19 protein-coding genes, 1 pseudogene and 1 other annotated feature are annotated in these 16683 nt (G+C 37.7%); of the genes and pseudogenes, 18 read left to right on the top strand and 2 right to left on the bottom strand.

The features are described from left to right. Positions 1-122: 122 nt before the first annotated feature. On the bottom strand, positions 123-854 hold the full coding sequence (locus tag CEF19_RS04485; RefSeq protein WP_100404969.1) for a GTP pyrophosphokinase: 732 nt from the start codon (positions 852-854) through the stop codon (positions 123-125). Between the two features lie 180 nt (positions 855-1034). Here CEF19_RS04485 and CEF19_RS04480 point away from each other — a divergent pair, with 180 nt between their 5' ends. The 12 genes from CEF19_RS04480 to CEF19_RS04425 all read left to right on the top strand — a co-directional run bounded on the left by CEF19_RS04480 (position 1035) and on the right by CEF19_RS04425 (position 9742). Continuing rightward, positions 1035-2507 (top strand): phospholipase D family protein, encoded by a 1473-nt coding sequence (locus CEF19_RS04480; RefSeq protein ID WP_227521912.1) that lies wholly within the window; start codon positions 1035-1037, stop codon positions 2505-2507. Positions 2508-2588: 81 nt separating this feature from the next. Next, positions 2589-2671, top strand: a sequence feature (ribosomal protein L21 leader region). Between the two features lie 13 nt (positions 2672-2684). Then, positions 2685-2993, top strand: a complete 309-nt coding sequence (rplU, locus tag CEF19_RS04475; protein ID WP_100404967.1) for a 50S ribosomal protein L21 — start codon at positions 2685-2687, stop codon at positions 2991-2993. An 8-nt stretch (positions 2994-3001) separates the two neighbouring features. Further along, positions 3002-3328 (top strand): ribosomal-processing cysteine protease Prp, encoded by a 327-nt coding sequence (locus CEF19_RS04470; RefSeq protein ID WP_100404966.1) that lies wholly within the window; start codon positions 3002-3004, stop codon positions 3326-3328. A gap of 16 nt (positions 3329-3344) precedes the next feature. Further along, positions 3345-3623: a 50S ribosomal protein L27 gene (gene rpmA / locus CEF19_RS04465; RefSeq protein WP_100404965.1), complete on the top strand. Its 279-nt coding sequence runs from the start codon at positions 3345-3347 to the stop codon at positions 3621-3623. 152 nt (positions 3624-3775) lie between these two features. Continuing rightward, positions 3776-4006, top strand: a complete 231-nt coding sequence (locus CEF19_RS04460; RefSeq protein WP_100404964.1) for an ATP-binding protein — start codon at positions 3776-3778, stop codon at positions 4004-4006. 156 nt (positions 4007-4162) lie between these two features. Then, positions 4163-4894, top strand: coding sequence for an MBL fold metallo-hydrolase (locus CEF19_RS04455; protein WP_100404963.1), 732 nt, complete (start codon positions 4163-4165; stop codon positions 4892-4894). 197 nt (positions 4895-5091) lie between these two features. Beyond that, on the top strand, positions 5092-5439 hold the full coding sequence (locus CEF19_RS04450; protein ID WP_406565336.1) for an ArsR/SmtB family transcription factor: 348 nt from the start codon (positions 5092-5094) through the stop codon (positions 5437-5439). A 39-nt stretch (positions 5440-5478) separates the two neighbouring features. After that, entirely contained in the window at positions 5479-6789 is a 1311-nt protein-coding gene (locus CEF19_RS04445) for an arsenic transporter (protein ID WP_100404962.1), read from the top strand. A gap of 28 nt (positions 6790-6817) precedes the next feature. After that, positions 6818-7237, top strand: a complete 420-nt coding sequence (arsC, locus tag CEF19_RS04440) for an arsenate reductase (thioredoxin) (RefSeq protein WP_100404961.1) — start codon at positions 6818-6820, stop codon at positions 7235-7237. Between the two features lie 64 nt (positions 7238-7301). Continuing rightward, positions 7302-7652, top strand: coding sequence for an arsenite efflux transporter metallochaperone ArsD (gene arsD, locus CEF19_RS04435; RefSeq protein ID WP_100404960.1), 351 nt, complete (start codon positions 7302-7304; stop codon positions 7650-7652). Positions 7653-7669: 17 nt separating this feature from the next. Beyond that, positions 7670-9397, top strand: a complete 1728-nt coding sequence (arsA, locus tag CEF19_RS04430) for an arsenical pump-driving ATPase (RefSeq protein WP_100404959.1) — start codon at positions 7670-7672, stop codon at positions 9395-9397. Positions 9398-9487: 90 nt separating this feature from the next. Further along, a complete protein-coding gene (locus CEF19_RS04425) occupies positions 9488-9742 on the top strand; it encodes a YciI family protein (RefSeq protein ID WP_100404958.1) in 255 nt (84 codons plus the stop codon). A 105-nt stretch (positions 9743-9847) separates the two neighbouring features. On the opposite strand, the gene CEF19_RS04420 is transcribed toward CEF19_RS04425, so the two are convergent. Continuing rightward, on the bottom strand, positions 9848-10285 hold the full coding sequence (locus CEF19_RS04420) for a CBS domain-containing protein (protein ID WP_100404957.1): 438 nt from the start codon (positions 10283-10285) through the stop codon (positions 9848-9850). A gap of 171 nt (positions 10286-10456) precedes the next feature. Here CEF19_RS04420 and CEF19_RS04415 point away from each other — a divergent pair. The 6 genes and pseudogenes from CEF19_RS04415 (at position 10457) to phoU (ending at position 16387) form a co-directional block, all read left to right on the top strand. After that, positions 10457-11589, top strand: a pseudogene (locus CEF19_RS04415) (zinc-dependent alcohol dehydrogenase). Positions 11590-11916: 327 nt separating this feature from the next. Continuing rightward, the gene (locus CEF19_RS04410) at positions 11917-12936 is read left to right on the top strand and encodes a PstS family phosphate ABC transporter substrate-binding protein (RefSeq protein WP_100404956.1); all 1020 of its coding nucleotides are present in this window, start codon (positions 11917-11919) and stop codon (positions 12934-12936) included. 83 nt (positions 12937-13019) lie between these two features. After that, on the top strand, positions 13020-13976 hold the full coding sequence (gene pstC / locus CEF19_RS04405; protein ID WP_100408203.1) for a phosphate ABC transporter permease subunit PstC: 957 nt from the start codon (positions 13020-13022) through the stop codon (positions 13974-13976). Between the two features lies 1 nt (position 13977). Continuing rightward, positions 13978-14862, top strand: a complete 885-nt coding sequence (gene pstA / locus CEF19_RS04400; RefSeq protein WP_100404955.1) for a phosphate ABC transporter permease PstA — start codon at positions 13978-13980, stop codon at positions 14860-14862. A 17-nt stretch (positions 14863-14879) separates the two neighbouring features. Then, a complete protein-coding gene (pstB, locus tag CEF19_RS04395) occupies positions 14880-15716 on the top strand; it encodes a phosphate ABC transporter ATP-binding protein PstB (protein WP_100404954.1) in 837 nt (278 codons plus the stop codon). Between the two features lie 17 nt (positions 15717-15733). Then, positions 15734-16387 carry a phosphate signaling complex protein PhoU gene (gene phoU, locus CEF19_RS04390; RefSeq protein ID WP_100404953.1) on the top strand — a complete coding sequence of 218 codons (654 nt, stop codon included), beginning with the start codon at positions 15734-15736 and terminating at the stop codon, positions 16385-16387. Positions 16388-16683: the final 296 nt, after the last annotated feature.

The raw sequence follows: 16683 nt of genomic DNA, 5'->3' as shown, positions 1-16683 counted from the left end.
GAACAGTTAGAATGGTGTACCGCTTCGAGAAAGCAATCAATTGGCTGTGTAAATGCGTTAGGTTTACGGTAAACGATGAACAAAGACTCGGTTGAGGGGGGATCTCAATCGAGTCTTTTTGTTCATTGTTCGTCAATTTGAAGAGACTTAAGTAAGGTCAAAGGCAATTGAGCATGATCGTCAATTGTGTCTGTATTAGTGACGTCCTTCATTTCATTTACTTCGTTATGCAGTTCTTCCATTTTGCGATCTAATGTCGCAGCTGTTTCAGCTGCATCTTTCAATTCCTTAAGCAATCTCTCGGGAACACCTTGATTATACTTATAAAAAATCTTATGTTCTAAGCTAGCCCAAAAGTCCATAGCTATTGTGCGAATTTGGACTTCGACATATACACGTTCTTCTCTATCAGACATATAAATTGGAATTTCAAAAATCAAATGCAAGCTTTGATAACCATTGTCTTTTGGATCTTTAATATAGTCCTTTATTTCAATGAGCTTTAAATCGCGTTGTTTTTGGAGCATGTCGCTAATTTGGTAAATGTCAGATCGAAAGGAACAAGTAATTCGAATTCCGGCAATATCACGAAGGTTCTCTTTGACATTGGCAAAAGAAATCGGACCGCCTTTTCGCATGACCTTATTTAAGATACTCTCTGGTGCTTTTAGACGCGATTTTGTATGTTCAATTGGATTGTAGTCATGAATGTACTCGAACTCTTCTTGTAATATCTTTATTTTTGTATCCATTTCGTCAATGGCAAATTTATAGGCCATTAGAAAACGAGTAATTTTATTCTTATACATTTTTAATTGATTCATATCAATTTGTGAATAAGGCGTAAGGTCCATAGTAACTCCTTTTAACTCTTTTTGTTTATTGTGGTTGACACATGGCATCTAGTCAAGAAAAAAGCGATGAAGTTCTTCTAGATTTCACATGGAGAGGATCAATTATAAGCGTATGAAAAAAATGCAGATTGAGTGAAATAGAATATTGTATAATAAAGGAAATATCTACTAAAAAGGAGGATGAGTTTCATTTCAAATATAGGAGTAAACTTCATTACAGTTAGAAGAAAACGGAGACGACGTATGGCATTAGGTATAATTGTAGTAATGTTCACGACAGTCTTTATTGTATCAGTCTACGGTTATGTTAAACCTCTCCCAAAGGGTCTCTCCTATGAGGGAGACGTTCATCTAGTTGATGAAGTGGAGTTTCTTTATGATTTAACGTATGAACAAGAGGGTGCCCAACATAAGGAACAACAGATTTTTGAATATCTATATGAAATGATTGATGAGGCAGAAGAATTCATTGTCTTGGATATGTTTCTATTTAATGATGAGTATGACAGAGATATGTCGTTTCCCACCTTATCACAAACGTTAACCAATCATCTTGTAGAGAAAAAGCAATCTGAACCAAAAGTTAATATTCTTTTCATAACCGACCCGATTAATACGTTTTACGGTGCCTATTCATCTAAGATGGTAAACCAGTTAGAGGAACAAGGAATTGAGGTGATTTCAACAGATATGACGCAAACAAGGGATTCGAACCCAATCTATTCCGGGGCATGGAGAACTTATGTGCAGTGGTTTGGTACGGCGGGTAATGGTTGGCTTCCAAATGCCTTCAGCCCGGATTCACCTAACGTAACACTCCGATCTTACCTAAAACTATTGAATTTTAAAGCGAATCATCGAAAAGTGATGATTACTGAAAACGAGGGTCTGGTGACCTCGGCTAATCCACATGATGGAAGTGCCGTACATTCAAATATTGCATTTGCCTTTTCTGGGTCAATTCTTGAGGAATTATTAGCTAGCGAGATTGCAGTTGCAAGGATGTCAGATTCTTATCCTGATTGGGTGAATGATGTTGCTATCAAGCCTAGTAATCCGAGCGGTGAGAGATATAAGTTGCAATTGTTAACAGAAGGCAAAATTAAAAAGCATTTGATTGAGGAACTGCGATTTACTGAAGCAGGGGATCGAGTGACAATGGGAGCATTTTATTTGTCAGATAGGGACGTTATCTCCGAATTAATAGTAGCCGCTGACAGAGGAGTTGAAGTGAGATTAATACTTGATGCAAATAAGGATGCCTTTGGCCGCGAAAAAAGTGGCATTCCAAATCGTCCTGTTGCTCACGAACTTATCAAAAAGACAAACGAAGCCTTACAGGTGCGTTGGTATAATACAAGCGGAGAACAATATCATACAAAGATGATAATCTTGGAACAACAAGAGAAGGATGTAATTATTGCTGGTTCCTCTAATTTCACTAAACGCAATTTAGCTGATTTCAATTTAGAAACCGATGTTAAAATCTCTACGTTACCAAATGACGGGGTGGGAGCAGAAGTACGTAGTTATTTCGACACGCTTTGGAATGATGGGACCTACACATTGGATTACGAAGAATTTGCTGATGACTCCTTGGTAAACCGGCTCCTCTATCGCTTTCAAGAGTGGACGGGGTTGTCCACTTTTTAAGGGTGTTCATCAGGGAAAATACATTGACATGAGATTTTCATTTATGGTAAAATAGCTCTTGTTAGTTATTTGGTCGCACCCAAACGACTACAACCGCACAGACTAGGTTTGATAAATAGGATTTCTTGAAATCCTTACCTGTGATGGCGAGTCTGAGTATATTGAGGAGGTGCAAGTATGTACGCAATTATTGAAACTGGTGGTAAACAAATCAAGGTTGAAGAAGGTCAAGAAATCTACATCGAGAAATTAGATGCAGAGGCTGGCGAAACAGTTAGCTTTGACAACGTTCTTATGATCGGTGGTAGTGATGTAAAGGTTGGTGCTCCATTTGTTGAGGGAGCTCAAGTTACAGCTAAGGTTGAAAAGCATGGTCGTCAAAAGAAGATCATCGTTTGGAAAATGAAAGCAAAGAAAAACTACCGTCGTAAGCAAGGTCACCGTCAACCTTACACGAAAGTTGTTATCGACAAGATTAACGGTTAAGGTGTCGGATGATCACGGTCAGTATTGAACGTAATCAATCAAATGACATTGTCTCATTTACGATGAGTGGACATGCAGATTCTGGTCCGCATGGACATGATCTCGTTTGCGCTGGAGCTTCTGCAGTTTCATTCGGTTCAGTCAATGCAATAGCTGCTCTTTGCGGAGTAGAACTAGACATTGATATCGAGAACGAAGGTGGCTTTCTCCGCTGTTTGGTTCCGAGTGAATTGGATCCTCGAACATTTGAGAAAGTACAGCTACTTCTTGAAGGGATGAGAGTTGCCCTGCAGTCGATGGCAGAGGAGTACAGTGACTATATTGAAATTAAATAGCATGGAGGTGAAACTCATGTTGAAAATGAATCTTCAATTTTTCGCATCGAAAAAAGGTGTAGGTAGTACAAAGAACGGTCGTGACTCTCAGTCAAAGCGTCTTGGTACAAAGCGTGCTGACGGTCAAGAAGTAAGCGGTGGTTCTATTCTTGTTCGCCAACGTGGTACACGCATTTATCCTGGTGTGAACGTAGGTAAAGGTGGAGACGATACACTTTTCGCGAAAGTCGACGGCGTTGTTAAATTTGAACGCGTAGGTCGCGATCGCAAGCAAGTGAGCGTATACCCTGCATAATTAAGAGTAACACTCCAACAGTTATAGCTGTTGGAGTGTTTTTTTATTTGAAGTGAAGAAAAAGACAGTATACAATTAAAGCTAGGACCCAAAACATACTATTAGAATCTCATTTGGATATCCCGAGTAACACCACCCTAAGTGGGAATTTAATGGGTTTTAAGTTAATCATATCTAATATAATCAGCAATGCAATAAAATATAGTTACGAGAACGGAACTGTAACAATATTGGGGTTTATAGAAAATAATCATATTCATATAGAGAATGTTGATCGTGGAATTGGCATGTCATCTGAACAAATAGATAAATTATTTCAGAAATATCAAAAGCTTAATGATGAAGCTCCTGGACAAGGTATCTCGATTGTTTATGGTTTATAAATTAGTTCATCACTTTAAAGGCGATATTCAAGTAGAAAGTGTCCTTCACATAGGGACAACCTTTCGCATATCGTTACCATTATACATGAAATTTTCGATCAATTGATTAGGCCTAGAACTTTTTACATAGTAGATGATAAGAAAAGGGTGAGAAACATGAAGGTGACTGTTATTGGCTTTTGGCACGGCTATCCTGAAAGTGGAGAGGCCACATCAGGCTATTTACTTGAACATGAGAATTTTAAAGTGCTCCTAGATTGCGGAAGTGGCGTTTTATCGAAGTTACAAAGATACTGCTCAATTGACGACATTGATGCTGTTGTGTTATCTCATTATCATGGTGACCATAAAGCTGATTTATCTCCTTTTCAATATGCCCGTATTATTAATGCTAATCGCAACGGACAAAAGGTAGCAACTGTGTATGGACATCAGGATGACGAACAAGAGTTTTCTAAGTTATCTTTTCTTCATGTAGTCAAAGCTGTCGCTTTTCATGATCAAGCCCCACTTAAAGTTGGCCCGTTTCAGTTTACTTTTCAGAAGACAGATCATCCTGTACCTTGCTATGCGATGAAAATTCAATTAGAAGGAAAAACACTTGTATACACGGCTGATTCTCGTTACATCAAGGAATTAGAGTCGTTTGCAAGTCACTGTGATGTGTTAATCAGTGAGTGTAGTGGTTACGCAGAGGACAATGTTGCAGAATTCGGACATATGAATAGTGTGGATGCTGGTAAATTAGCAGCTGCAGCAAATGCAAAGACACTTGTTTTATCTCATCTTCCTCACTACGGAAAACATGAACTATTGCGAAATGAAGCTTCTTCTATTTATTCGGGGAATATTCACATAGCAAAAACAGGATTAGTACTTGAACTATAGAGGTAAAAAGGGGTTATGTCATAAGGGCTGGTTACTTATGACATAGCCCCTTTGCAATGTAGCGAAAGGAGCCATTATCATCTCTTCCTATACTTTTGGGAAACCCTTTTTCACAAGAGTTTTTTTTTTGTGAGAACAACCACTTGCGCATATAAGTATATGATTATATACTATATTAAAGAAAGAGGTGAGTAGAAATGACTGAGATGTTGACTGTAACAATTGACCAAACTGCTAAAATTCTTAAACTGCTAGGTGATAAAACTCGTTTAACTATGGTGGCACTGATGGCAGAGGATGAATGTTGTGTGTGTGAATTTGTTGAACTGTTTGAGATGAGTCAACCTTCTATTAGTCAGCATCTTCGAAAACTACGTGATGTGGGCTTAGTTGTTGAGGAGAGACGAGGGCAATGGGTTTTCTACCGTGTAAATAAAACCCATGAAGCATATCCTATTATTAATAGTTTATTAAAACATCTTCCCAACCAAAAAAACAAGCTTATTAATTTAGAGAACCGTGGTTTAAGAGTATGTTGTGATTAAATACATTTAAAGAGAAATATTAGGGAGAGTGGATGAAGTATGTCTGACGTTTTACTAGCATCCGTTATATTCCTGGTTACGCTCATCCTGGTCATATGGCAACCTAAAGGGCTGTCAATAGGGTGGTCAGCGACAATTGGAGCTATACTTGCATTAGTGGTCGGAATTGTTGATTTTGGAGATGTCGTAACAGTAACAGGAATTGTTTGGAATGCAACATTAACATTTGTAGCGATTATTATTATATCTTTGATTCTTGATGAAATTGGTTTCTTTGAATGGTCTGCATTACATATGGCACGTTTTGCAAAAGGAAACGGCGTGAAAATGTTTATATACGTGTCTGTTCTAGGATCAATTGTTGCTGCATTATTTGCAAACGATGGGGCAGCATTAATTTTAACACCAATCGTTCTAGCGATGGTTCGTGCGCTTCGTTTTAAAGATGTAATGGTCTTACCTTTTATTATGGCAAGTGGCTTTATCGCTGATACGACCTCATTGCCTTTACTTGTCAGTAACCTTGTTAATATTGTATCTGCAGACTTTTTTGGGATTGGGTTTGTTGAATATGCAACACGAATGATTGTTCCAAACTTCTTTGCCTTAGGAGCAAGTATTCTTGTTTTGTATCTTTATTTTAGGAAGGATATACCGAAACAATATGATATGAGTCAGCTTAGAAGGCCTGTAGAAGCGATTAAAGATCAACGCTTATTTAACCTTTCTTGGTTTATACTCGCAATCCTTTTAATTGGATACTTTATTAGTGAATTTATTCATTTACCGGTTTCGTTTATTGCAATGCCAATTGCGATTATCTTCTATGTAATTTTCCGAGTGATGAGTGCAGCAAACTCTGAACTTAGCTCGGCTGGAATTATTAAGAGTGCGCCGTGGGCAATAGTCGTATTTTCGATTGGAATGTATGTGGTTGTTTATAGTCTTCGTAATGTCGGTTTAACGGACGTATTAGCTGAGGTAATTCAAAGTACGACGGAACAGGGATTATTTGTCGGTACGATTTCAATGGGCTTTATTGCAGCCATTCTTTCATCATTTATGAATAATATGCCAACAGTTATGATTAATGCACTCGCTATTGCTGATACGAATACAACAGGGGCCATGCGAGAAGCGCTTATTTATGCAAATGTTATCGGATCTGATTTAGGACCGAAAATTACCCCGATTGGATCACTTGCGACCCTTCTCTGGTTGCATGTATTAGCTCAAAAAGGAATGAAGATTACATGGGGCTATTATTTTAAAGTAGGTATTATTTTAACGATACCGACGCTTTTTATCACATTAGTTGGCCTTTATTTATGGCTAAATATAATCTTATAGCAGTTTGCTAAAATAAGGAGAGAAGAAAATGTCAAAACCAATTATTTATTTTCTATGCACAGGGAATTCTTGTCGAAGCCAAATGGCTGAAGGATGGGGGAAAAAGTATTTAGGGGATCGGTATGACGTATACTCAGCAGGAATTGAGGCGCACGGTGTAAACCCGAATGCTGTTAAAGCAATGAATGAGGTCAGTGTGGATATCTCAAATCAAACCTCTGATATGATTGATAGGGATATCTTACAAAAGGCTGACTTAGTTGTTACCCTTTGCGGTCATGCGGATGACGTTTGCCCAGCAACTCCTCCAAATAAAGAGAGAGTTCATTGGGGCTTCGATGACCCAGCTAAAGCTAACGGTACAGATGAAGAAAAATGGGCATTTTTTCAACGAGTTCGTGATGAGATTGGTGAGAGAATTAAAGAGTTTGGTGAAACTGGTAAATAAGAGAGAGCCGAGGAAACTCGGCTTTTAGTTTTAACTCAAGTAATGAGAAGAAGGAGGAAATGAGATGATTAGAGTATACGATCCGGCAATGTGTTGTTCTACAGGTGTGTGTGGACCAAGCGTCGACCCTGAACTGACACGTGTGGCATCAGCAATTTTCATACTGGAGGGTAAGGGCATTGATATTAAACGCTTTAACCTTGGAGCTGAACCGCAAGAATTTATTGAAGAATCAAAAGTGCAAAGTCTACTAAATGAAAGAGGAACTGAGGCATTGCCAGTTATCTTAGTTGATGGCGAAGTGCATATGACCGGACGTTACCCTACAAATGAAGAATTTGCCGAATGGACAGGTTTATCTGTGGATGACTTCACGAAAAAAAGAGATCCACTTAAAGGCATAAAGTTATTATAGAACCGGAGGAGATGCCAATGAATCGACGTTTTCAACCAACCTCAAATAAATTAACACCTTACTTGTTTTTTACGGGAAAAGGTGGGGTAGGAAAAACATCAACGGCATGTGCGACTGCGGTTGCATTAGCTGATGAGGGAAAAAAGGTATTAATTGTTAGTACAGATCCTGCTTCAAACCTACAGGATGTGTTTGGTGAGGACATAGGGTATACGGAGATGCCAATTAGTCAAGTTGAGAACTTAGATGCCATTAATCTTGATCCGGAAGAGGCAGCTGCTCTGTACCGAGAAATGACCATTGGACCATTTCGAGATAAATTACCTGCTACTGTTATTGCTCAAATGGAAGAACAGTTGTCAGGAGCCTGTACGGTGGAAATTGCTGCTTTTAATGAGTTTGCCACTATTTTAACGGACAAAGAAAGAACAAGAGGTTATGACCATATTATTTTTGATACAGCTCCTACTGGCCATACATTAAGACTTTTACACCTCCCAATGGCATGGTCAGGATTCTTAGAGGAAAGTTCGCATGGTGCCTCTTGTCTTGGGCCGCTTTCTGGTCTAGAGGATAAAAAGGTCTTATATGAAGAAGCGGTTCAAGCCTTGTCAAACGCTGAACAAACGACCCTTATTTTAGTAACTCGCCCAGAGAAATCATCGTTGCAAGAGGCTAATCGAGCAGCAACAGAACTAAGAGATATTGGTTTGCTTAATCAGGTACTACTTATTAATGGAAAGTTAACTGAAAAACAGTCGGGTGATGCGGTGTCCGAAGCTTTTTTTGATAGACAGGAGAAGGCATTGGAGGCAATACCTGAAACGTTAAAAGAGCTTAACATTTACGAACTTCCATTTGTATCGTTTCCGTTAACTGGAGTAAAATCGCTTCGTCACTTATTTGGTAAACCACTTGAAATATCTTATACAGAAAAAAGAAAAATCAGTAATTTTTCAACGATTGAGGAGATGGTCTCTAAATTTGCTGAAAAAGAAAAAGGTGTTATTTTAACCATGGGTAAAGGTGGGGTTGGAAAAACAACGATTGCCGCAGCAATTGCAGTTGGGTTAGCTGAAAAAGGCCACAAGGTCCACCTAACCACTACGGATCCTGCAGAGCATCTTACACCATTATTTCAAGAGTCGATTGATTCACTTTTAACGGTTAGTGCAATTAATCCCAAACAGGAAGTTGAGGCTTACAAAAAAGAAATAATATCGCAGGCAAGTGAAAATCTTGATGAACATGGTCTTGCCTACTTGGAGGAGGATTTGAATTCTCCATGTACAGAAGAAATTGCAGTCTTTCGTGCGTTTGCGAAAGTGGTAGAAGAAGCAGATGAATCCTTTGTTGTAATAGATACAGCGCCAACTGGTCATACATTGCTTCTACTTGATGCGGCTGAATCTTTCCATAAAGAATTAGAGCGCTCAACAGGGGAAGTACCTGAGGCCGTTTCAAAACTATTACCAAGACTACGTAATCAACAAGAAACAGATGTTGTTATTGTTACACTTCCGGAAGCAACTCCTGTTCATGAAGCAAAACGTCTGCAAGAAGATTTGCGACGTGCTGATATTGAACCTTCTTGGTGGGCTATTAATCAAAGCTTTGCTATGACCGAAACAACGGATCCCATCCTAAATGCTCGGGCAGCAGCGGAAGGTGAGTGGATTGATGAAGTGTCTAATCGACTTTCTAAACAGAGGGTTATCATTCCGTGGGGACTTGAAGTAAAATAGATGAACCTTATTGGCATCTTCTTCTTTTCTTTAAAAGAGGAAGGTGTTTAAATTAAAGAAGGTAATTATAATGTTAAAAGGAGAGAGGATATGGCATATTTTGCAGCAATTTTACATATGGAACGACCTGAATTGAATGCCGAGTTTCGTCAAGCTCATCTAGACTATTTAGCAGATTTAGGAGAAAAAGGGAAGGTTTTTAAAAAAGGTCCTTTTATTGATGGTTCTGGAGGCATGGTCATTTATATTGCTGAATCTTTTGAAGAAGCAACACAACTTGCAGAAACAGATCCATATGTAGAAAAAGGGGTTCGTAAGCTTGATTTACGTGAATGGGGAATATAGTTTTATATTTTAAACGTTAAAGTCCGGTATGAGGGTGTTCTCATACCGGAATTTTTTAATTAGCGCTTAATGTATCAACATCAAAATACGCTGTTGTAACGTTCTTTATTTCCTGCGATTTTGATTTGTATGCTCAGAGATATTTGTCAGTGCGTCGCCGGCTTCATTTTGATATACGTTCTCTAAAGCTAGATCACCAAGGGCAACCATACCTACTAATTGACCATTATCCACAACGGGAAGGCGACGAATTTGATGCTGTGCCATCATTGAGGCAGCTTCGTGTGCATCGGTTGAAGATGAAGCGGTGGTAATGTTTGTAGACATGCATTCACGAATCGATTCATTTGTTTGGTTACCTTCAGCTGTTGCGCGTAACGTAATGTCACGGTCAGTAATTATTCCTACTAGTTGACCATTTTCGACAACTGGGATGGAGCCAATATCGTTTTGCTTCATCAAAGATGCTGCTTCCTGAATGGTTTGTTCAGGAGTAACTGTTATAACATTTGTGGACATTAAATTTGTTAGGCTCTGTGCCATGTGTGAATCTCCCCTTTCACTATTTAAGATGGCTATTATCATACTCAATTATGCATCAGGTAACTGTCGTATAGAGATTTTTAAAGAAAATTTCGGTATAGTATCTCATCTTAAAACAAAACGTAAAGATAAGTGAATTTTAAAATAGACAACTTGAATGGAGAGAGTTTGATGAAAGCAGTTACGTATCAAGGACCAAATCAAGTAAAGGAAAAGAAGTTGAAGATGCAAAGCTTGAACAAAAGGATGATATAATTGTAAAAATTACAAGTACAGCGATTTGTGGATCGGATTTACATCTATATCAAGGAAACTTTCCTCTTCCTGAAGGCTATATTATTGGACATGAACCGATGGGATTTGTAGAAGAGATCGGTCCTGAGGTTACTAAGGTAAAAAAGGGAGATAGGGTGGTTGTTCCATTTACCGTTGCATGTGGTAAATGCTTTTATTGTGACCATGAAATGGAAAGCCAATGTGATAACTCTAACCCCCATTATGATTCGGGAGGATATTTCGGTTACTCTGAAAAGTTTGGAGATCATCCAGGTGGGCAAGCTGAATATTTAAAAGTCCCTTTTGGCAACTTCACTCCATTTGTCATACCTGGGAGCTGTGAGCTCGAAGACGAGTCTCTATTGTTCTTATCGGATGTTCTTCCAACTGCTTACTGGAGCGTTATTAACGCAGGTGTAAAAAAAGGTGATACGGTTATCATACTTGGTTGTGGACCGGTTGGTTTGATGGCTCAAAAGTTTGCATGGATGCAAGGAGCAAATCGGGTCATAGCTGTAGATTATATAAAATATCGTTTACAGAAGGCTAAGCAAATGAACAATGTTGAAATTTTTGATTTTACCGAATTTCCCGATATGGGGGAGCATTTAAAAGAAATTACTGCTGGAGGCGCAGATGTTGTCATTGATTGTGTCGGAATGGATGGGAAGAAATCACCTTTGGAGTTTATTGAGCAAAAGCTTAAACTACAAGGTGGAACTCTTGGTCCGATTCAAATTTCTACGAAGGCTGTACGTAAATACGGAACCGTGCAAATTACAGGCGTTTATGGTAGTAACTACAATAACTTTCCGTTAGGTGCATTTTTTTCTAGAAATATAACATTGAAAATGGGACAAGCACCCGTTATTCATTTAATGCCAGAGCTCTATCAGAAAATTGTTGACAATGAATTCGATCCGACAGCTATTATCACACATAAAATGTCACTTGAGAACGCAAATGATGATTACCATAAGTTTAATGGACATGAGGATGACTGTATTAAAGTTATCTTGAAGCCTTAAAGGAAGAGAAGTCTAAAATGGTTGATTCAACCTTTAGACTTCTTTTTTATATATCCTACTTCCAGAAATCTCTCGTCGGTATACACTATTGCGGCAAGGGATTTAGAATCTAGTAAATATATGATTCGAGGAATTTTATCTAAGTAAAGAGGGTAAAGACAATAGGTTCTTTACCCTCTTTGTTGCTTAAACTAACAAGTTTCAACATAGATTTACAAAAGCTTTACATTTGTAACATACCTCCTTAATATTGGGCTACTATACTAGCAATTGTGAGAGACAAACTTCTCTAATTAAATTTAAAAGAGGAAAAGGGAGGACAATTAAGTGAATTTGAAAAAGTATTTATTATTTCTAGTAATGGCGGCATTAGTAGCAGTTGTTGCAGCATGTGGTGGAGCAACTGAAGAAACAGAAGGAACTAATACAGACCCAGAAGTTGAAGAACAAGTTGATACAGATACAGAAGAGCCAGTAGAAGAGGAGGCCACTACTGAATTAGAAGGTAGCGTTGTTGTTGATGGTTCGGGTACTGTATATCCTCTAATGTCTGTACTTGCTGAAGAATATATGATTAATGAGCAAGAAAATGTCTCAGTTGAAGTGAGCCGCGCTGGAACAAGTGCTGGCTTTGGTCGTTTCCTTGTCGAAGATGGAACAGATTTTAATGATGCTTCTCGTCAAATTAAGGAAGAAGAAGCTGCGATTGCAGAAGAATTAGGTATGGAAGTAAAAGAATTTAAAGTAGCTCTTGATGGTTTAACGTTTGTTATTAATAAAGAAAATGACTGGGCAACTGAGTTAACAGAAGAAGAATTAATTAACATTTTCCTTGGTAGTAGTGACATTAAGAAATGGTCTGACATTCGTCCAGATTTCCCAGATAGAGAAATTAATACTTACGGTCCTAACGAAAATCACGGAACTTATGAGTTCTTTTATGAAAATATTCTTGGAAAAGAGGATTTAGTTGACGATGTAAATCTTCAACAAGAATATTCTACATTAGTTACTTTGGTATCAGAAGATGTTGATGGAATCGCATTTTTTGGATTTGGATACTATGTAAACAACCAAGACCAGTTACAAGCAGTTAACGTTGATTTTGGAAATGGTCCCGTTGAGCCTTCTCTTGACACGATTGGTGAAGATGCTGAGTATGCACCATTCACACGTCCAGTATTCACATATTTAAATGTTGATACGGCTAAAGAAAAACCAGAAGTATTAGACTATGCATTATTTGTTGTAAAAAATGCAAATAAATTTGCAGGTGAAACTGGATTTGCTCCAATACCAGATTCAGAGTCTCAAGAATACGTTGATTTCTTAGAAGGTTTAAAGTAAGTATAGTTAGAGGATGAGGACCCCTTAATGGTCCTCATCTTCTGTGTATTTTTACAAGGGGGTTGAGAAGGGTGCAGCGAGCCATGGGACCGAACAACAGTGGAGAATTGGGGAACACTGTAAATGTAAGAGAGCTTATTGATAATAAGAAAAAATCACGAAACTTTACAAATATTACTGAGTTTCTTATGCCGAAATTGCTATTTTTGATCGCAACAATTTCTATTTTAACAACGCTTGGTATTTTACTTACGCTTTTAACAGAAACTATTGAATTTTTTAGAAGAGTTCCTTTTTTTACCTTCTTTACTGGAACTGTATTAAAACCTTTAAGTCAGAATCCTCAATTTGGAGTTTTGCCTTTACTAACAGGAACGATTATTTCATCCATCATAGCGATGTTCGTAGCTATACCTATAGGATTGATGACAGCTATTTATTTGAGTGAGTATGCAACAGATAAAGTTAGACGAGCGCTTAAACCACTGTTGGAAGTTCTTGCTGGTATTCCTACAATAGTTTATGGGTTTTTTGCTTTTACTTTTGTAACACCTATTTTAAGAAACTTTATCCCTGGTCTTGAAGCAACCAATATCTTAAGCCCGGGTATCGTGATGGGTATAATGATTATTCCTATGGTCGCATCACTTTCGGAAGATGCGATGAGCTCTGTACCTAATTCAATGAGAGAGGGAGCTTTAGCATTAGGATCTACTAAACTAGAAGTAACTCGAAAGGTAATTATTCCGGCAGCAATATCAGGGATTATTTCCTCATTTGTTCTTGGGATTTCACGTGCTATTGGAGAAACAATGATTGTAACAATTGCAAGTGGAAGTTCAAAGAATTTCACATTCGATATTACTCAATCTATGCAGACAATGACTGCATACATTGTTGAAGTGACTGGTGGGGACGCACCTGCTGGTTCAACTATATATTACAGTTTATACGCTGTAGCAATGACACTTTTTGTTTTCACATTTTTTATGAATTTACTGGCAAGATACATCTCTCGTCGATTCAGGGAGGAATATTAAAATGAAGTATGTAGATTTAAATCAAGTTCAAAAAAATATGAATTCACGCCTTTTAAAAAATAAATTGGCGAAAATGTTATTTTTATTCGCAACGATTTTTAGCTTAGTTGTACTCGTTGTACTAATCTTACGTGTCTTATCACAGGGGATGGGTTGGATAGATTTCAACTTTTTAACAGGTAAGTTATCTAATAATGCAGATCGTGCTGGAATTATGGGGGCTATAATAGGGACTTTGTGGCTCATGGTAGTTGTTGCTCCTGTTACGATGTTTTTGGGGGTTGGAACAGCCATTTACTTAGAATCCTATGCAAAAAAAGGTCGTCTTCAAGCTTTTATTCAAACGAATGTCTCGAATTTAGCGGGAGTACCCTCGATTGTATTTGGAATACTAGGTTTAACTATTTTTGTTCGAGCTCTAGATTTAGGTAATGTCATCCTAGCTGGCGGGTTAACAATGGCTTTGCTAGTTTTACCGATTGTTGTCGTAGCTAGCCAAGAAGCCATAAGGGCTGTCCCTTCTTATTTAAGTGAAGCGTCATATGGAATGGGAGCAACCAAATGGCAAACCATAAAGAAGATTGTTTTGCCTGCGGCTTTACCTGGAATTTTAACTGGTGCTATATTATCCCTTTCTCGCGCAATTGGAGAAACAGCACCACTTGTTGTAATAGGAATACCTGCTCTATTAATTCCTTTCCCAGGAAGTCTAATGGACAGGTTTACGATTTTGCCGATGCAAATTTATTACTGGACTATTGATGCAGCACTTGTCTCTGAGTACGCGAACTTAGCAGCGGCTACAATTGTTGTCTTACTTTTGGTTTTATTCATTTTGAATTCAGTTGCAATTATTATTCGTAACAAATTTCAAACAAGATATTAATTTAAGGGGGCATATTGATGAGTCTGTTAAAAGTAAATGAAAAGAAGGATTTAGAAGTAAAAATAAATAGTAAAAAATCTCCTGAGAAATCCTTAGCTGAGGAAATTGTTTATGCAACAAAGGATTTGAACCTTTGGTATGGTAAAGACCATGCACTTAAAAATATTAATCTATCAATTTACGAAAAAGAAGTGACAGCGATTATTGGACCTTCTGGGTGCGGAAAGTCTACTTATATAAAAACGTTAAATCGAATGGTGCAATTAATCCCGGTTGTTCGTATTTCCGGTGAAGTTCAATATCGTGGAAAAAGTATTTTAGATAAGTCTTATAAAGTAGAAAATTTACGTACTCGTGTTGGAATGGTCTTTCAGAAGCCAAATCCCTTTCCTAAGTCAATTTATGAAAATGTTGCATATGGTCCTAAAATTCATGGTATTCGAAATAAAAAAATATTGGATGAGATTGTGGAACGTAGTTTACGTGGTGCAGCAATTTGGGATGAAGTTAAAGGACGGCTGCATGAAAACGCATATGGTTTGTCGGGTGGACAGCAACAACGCCTGTGTATTGCTCGTTGCTTAGCAATTGAACCTGATGTTATTTTAATGGATGAACCTACATCTGCTCTTGATCCAAAATCTACATTAAAGGTAGAAGAGTTAATTCAAGAACTTAAAGAAGAGTACTCAATTATTATTGTTACTCATAATATGCAGCAAGCTGCACGCATTTCTGATAAAACTGCATTTTTTTTAAATGGAGAAGTCGTGGAGTACGATAATACTGATATTATTTTTTCTAACCCTACTGACAATCGTACAGAGGACTATATTACAGGGAGATTCGGGTAAGAAGGGTGTTGTAGGAATTGGTCGTTCGAAACTTTCATTTTCAACTGGATGATATCAAAAAAGAACTTTTGGATATGGGTAAACAAGTTCAAAAGATACTTGATGAACTAATTAAAGCCTTCTCTTTATTTGATAATAAGGTTATGGAAGCTATCATCATAAATGATGTGTTTATTAATCAAAAAGAGCTTGAGTTGCACGATAAAGTAACGATATTGATATCGACGCAACAGCCAGTAGCTACTGATTTGCGTAAACTTATTGTTGTTTTAAAAATTTCAAGTGATTTGGAAAGAGTTGCAGATTTAGCAGTGGATATTGCGAAACAATCAAAACGTTTAATAAAAGAGTGTTTAATTCCTTATCAAGATAAATTACTAACAATGTTTGTGTTAGCACAAGACATGATTCAAAGGTCCTTACACTCTTTTGAATTATCAGATTTGCTATATGCTCAAAAAATTGCTGTACTGGATGATAAAGTTGACTTTTTGTATGGAGAATTAATTAAGGATCTTTTTAACACTAGTAAGCAGCATGGCATCGAAGTTGGTCAAGTAACCCAACTAGCTTTTATTGGACGTTATATAGAGCGTATTGCCGACTATGCAACAAATTTAGCCGAATGGGTCATTTATGAAGTGAATGGAAAGCACTTTGACTTGAACTAATCCTTTAGGATTAGTTTTTTTTACTTTGTACTGAATGCAGTTGATTTCATTGACGAAAAAAGCCCTAATTGAAAATTGTACTACTTCGTATTTGACAGAGAACGCTCTGTAAGAACAGATCGCTGACCTAAAAAAGTATGAGCTTTTCTTTCCATTGAGGAGCTCTCAAAAGCATAAAAGGATAGGGTTAATGGCTCTCTCGTCTGACGATGAGAAAATCACTCGTCTTAAGGCTTTAAAAAATATATAGCGACTCCAAATTACAAAAGGGGTGCCATAAGGTAAAAAACCGTCCT

Source organism: Bacillus solitudinis, assembly GCF_002797395.1.
Classification (GTDB): domain Bacteria; phylum Bacillota; class Bacilli; order Bacillales; family Bacillaceae_D; genus Halalkalibacter_A; species Halalkalibacter_A solitudinis.
Note: the sequence above shows the minus strand (reverse complement) of the source record. Positions and strands in the feature narration are given on the sequence as shown.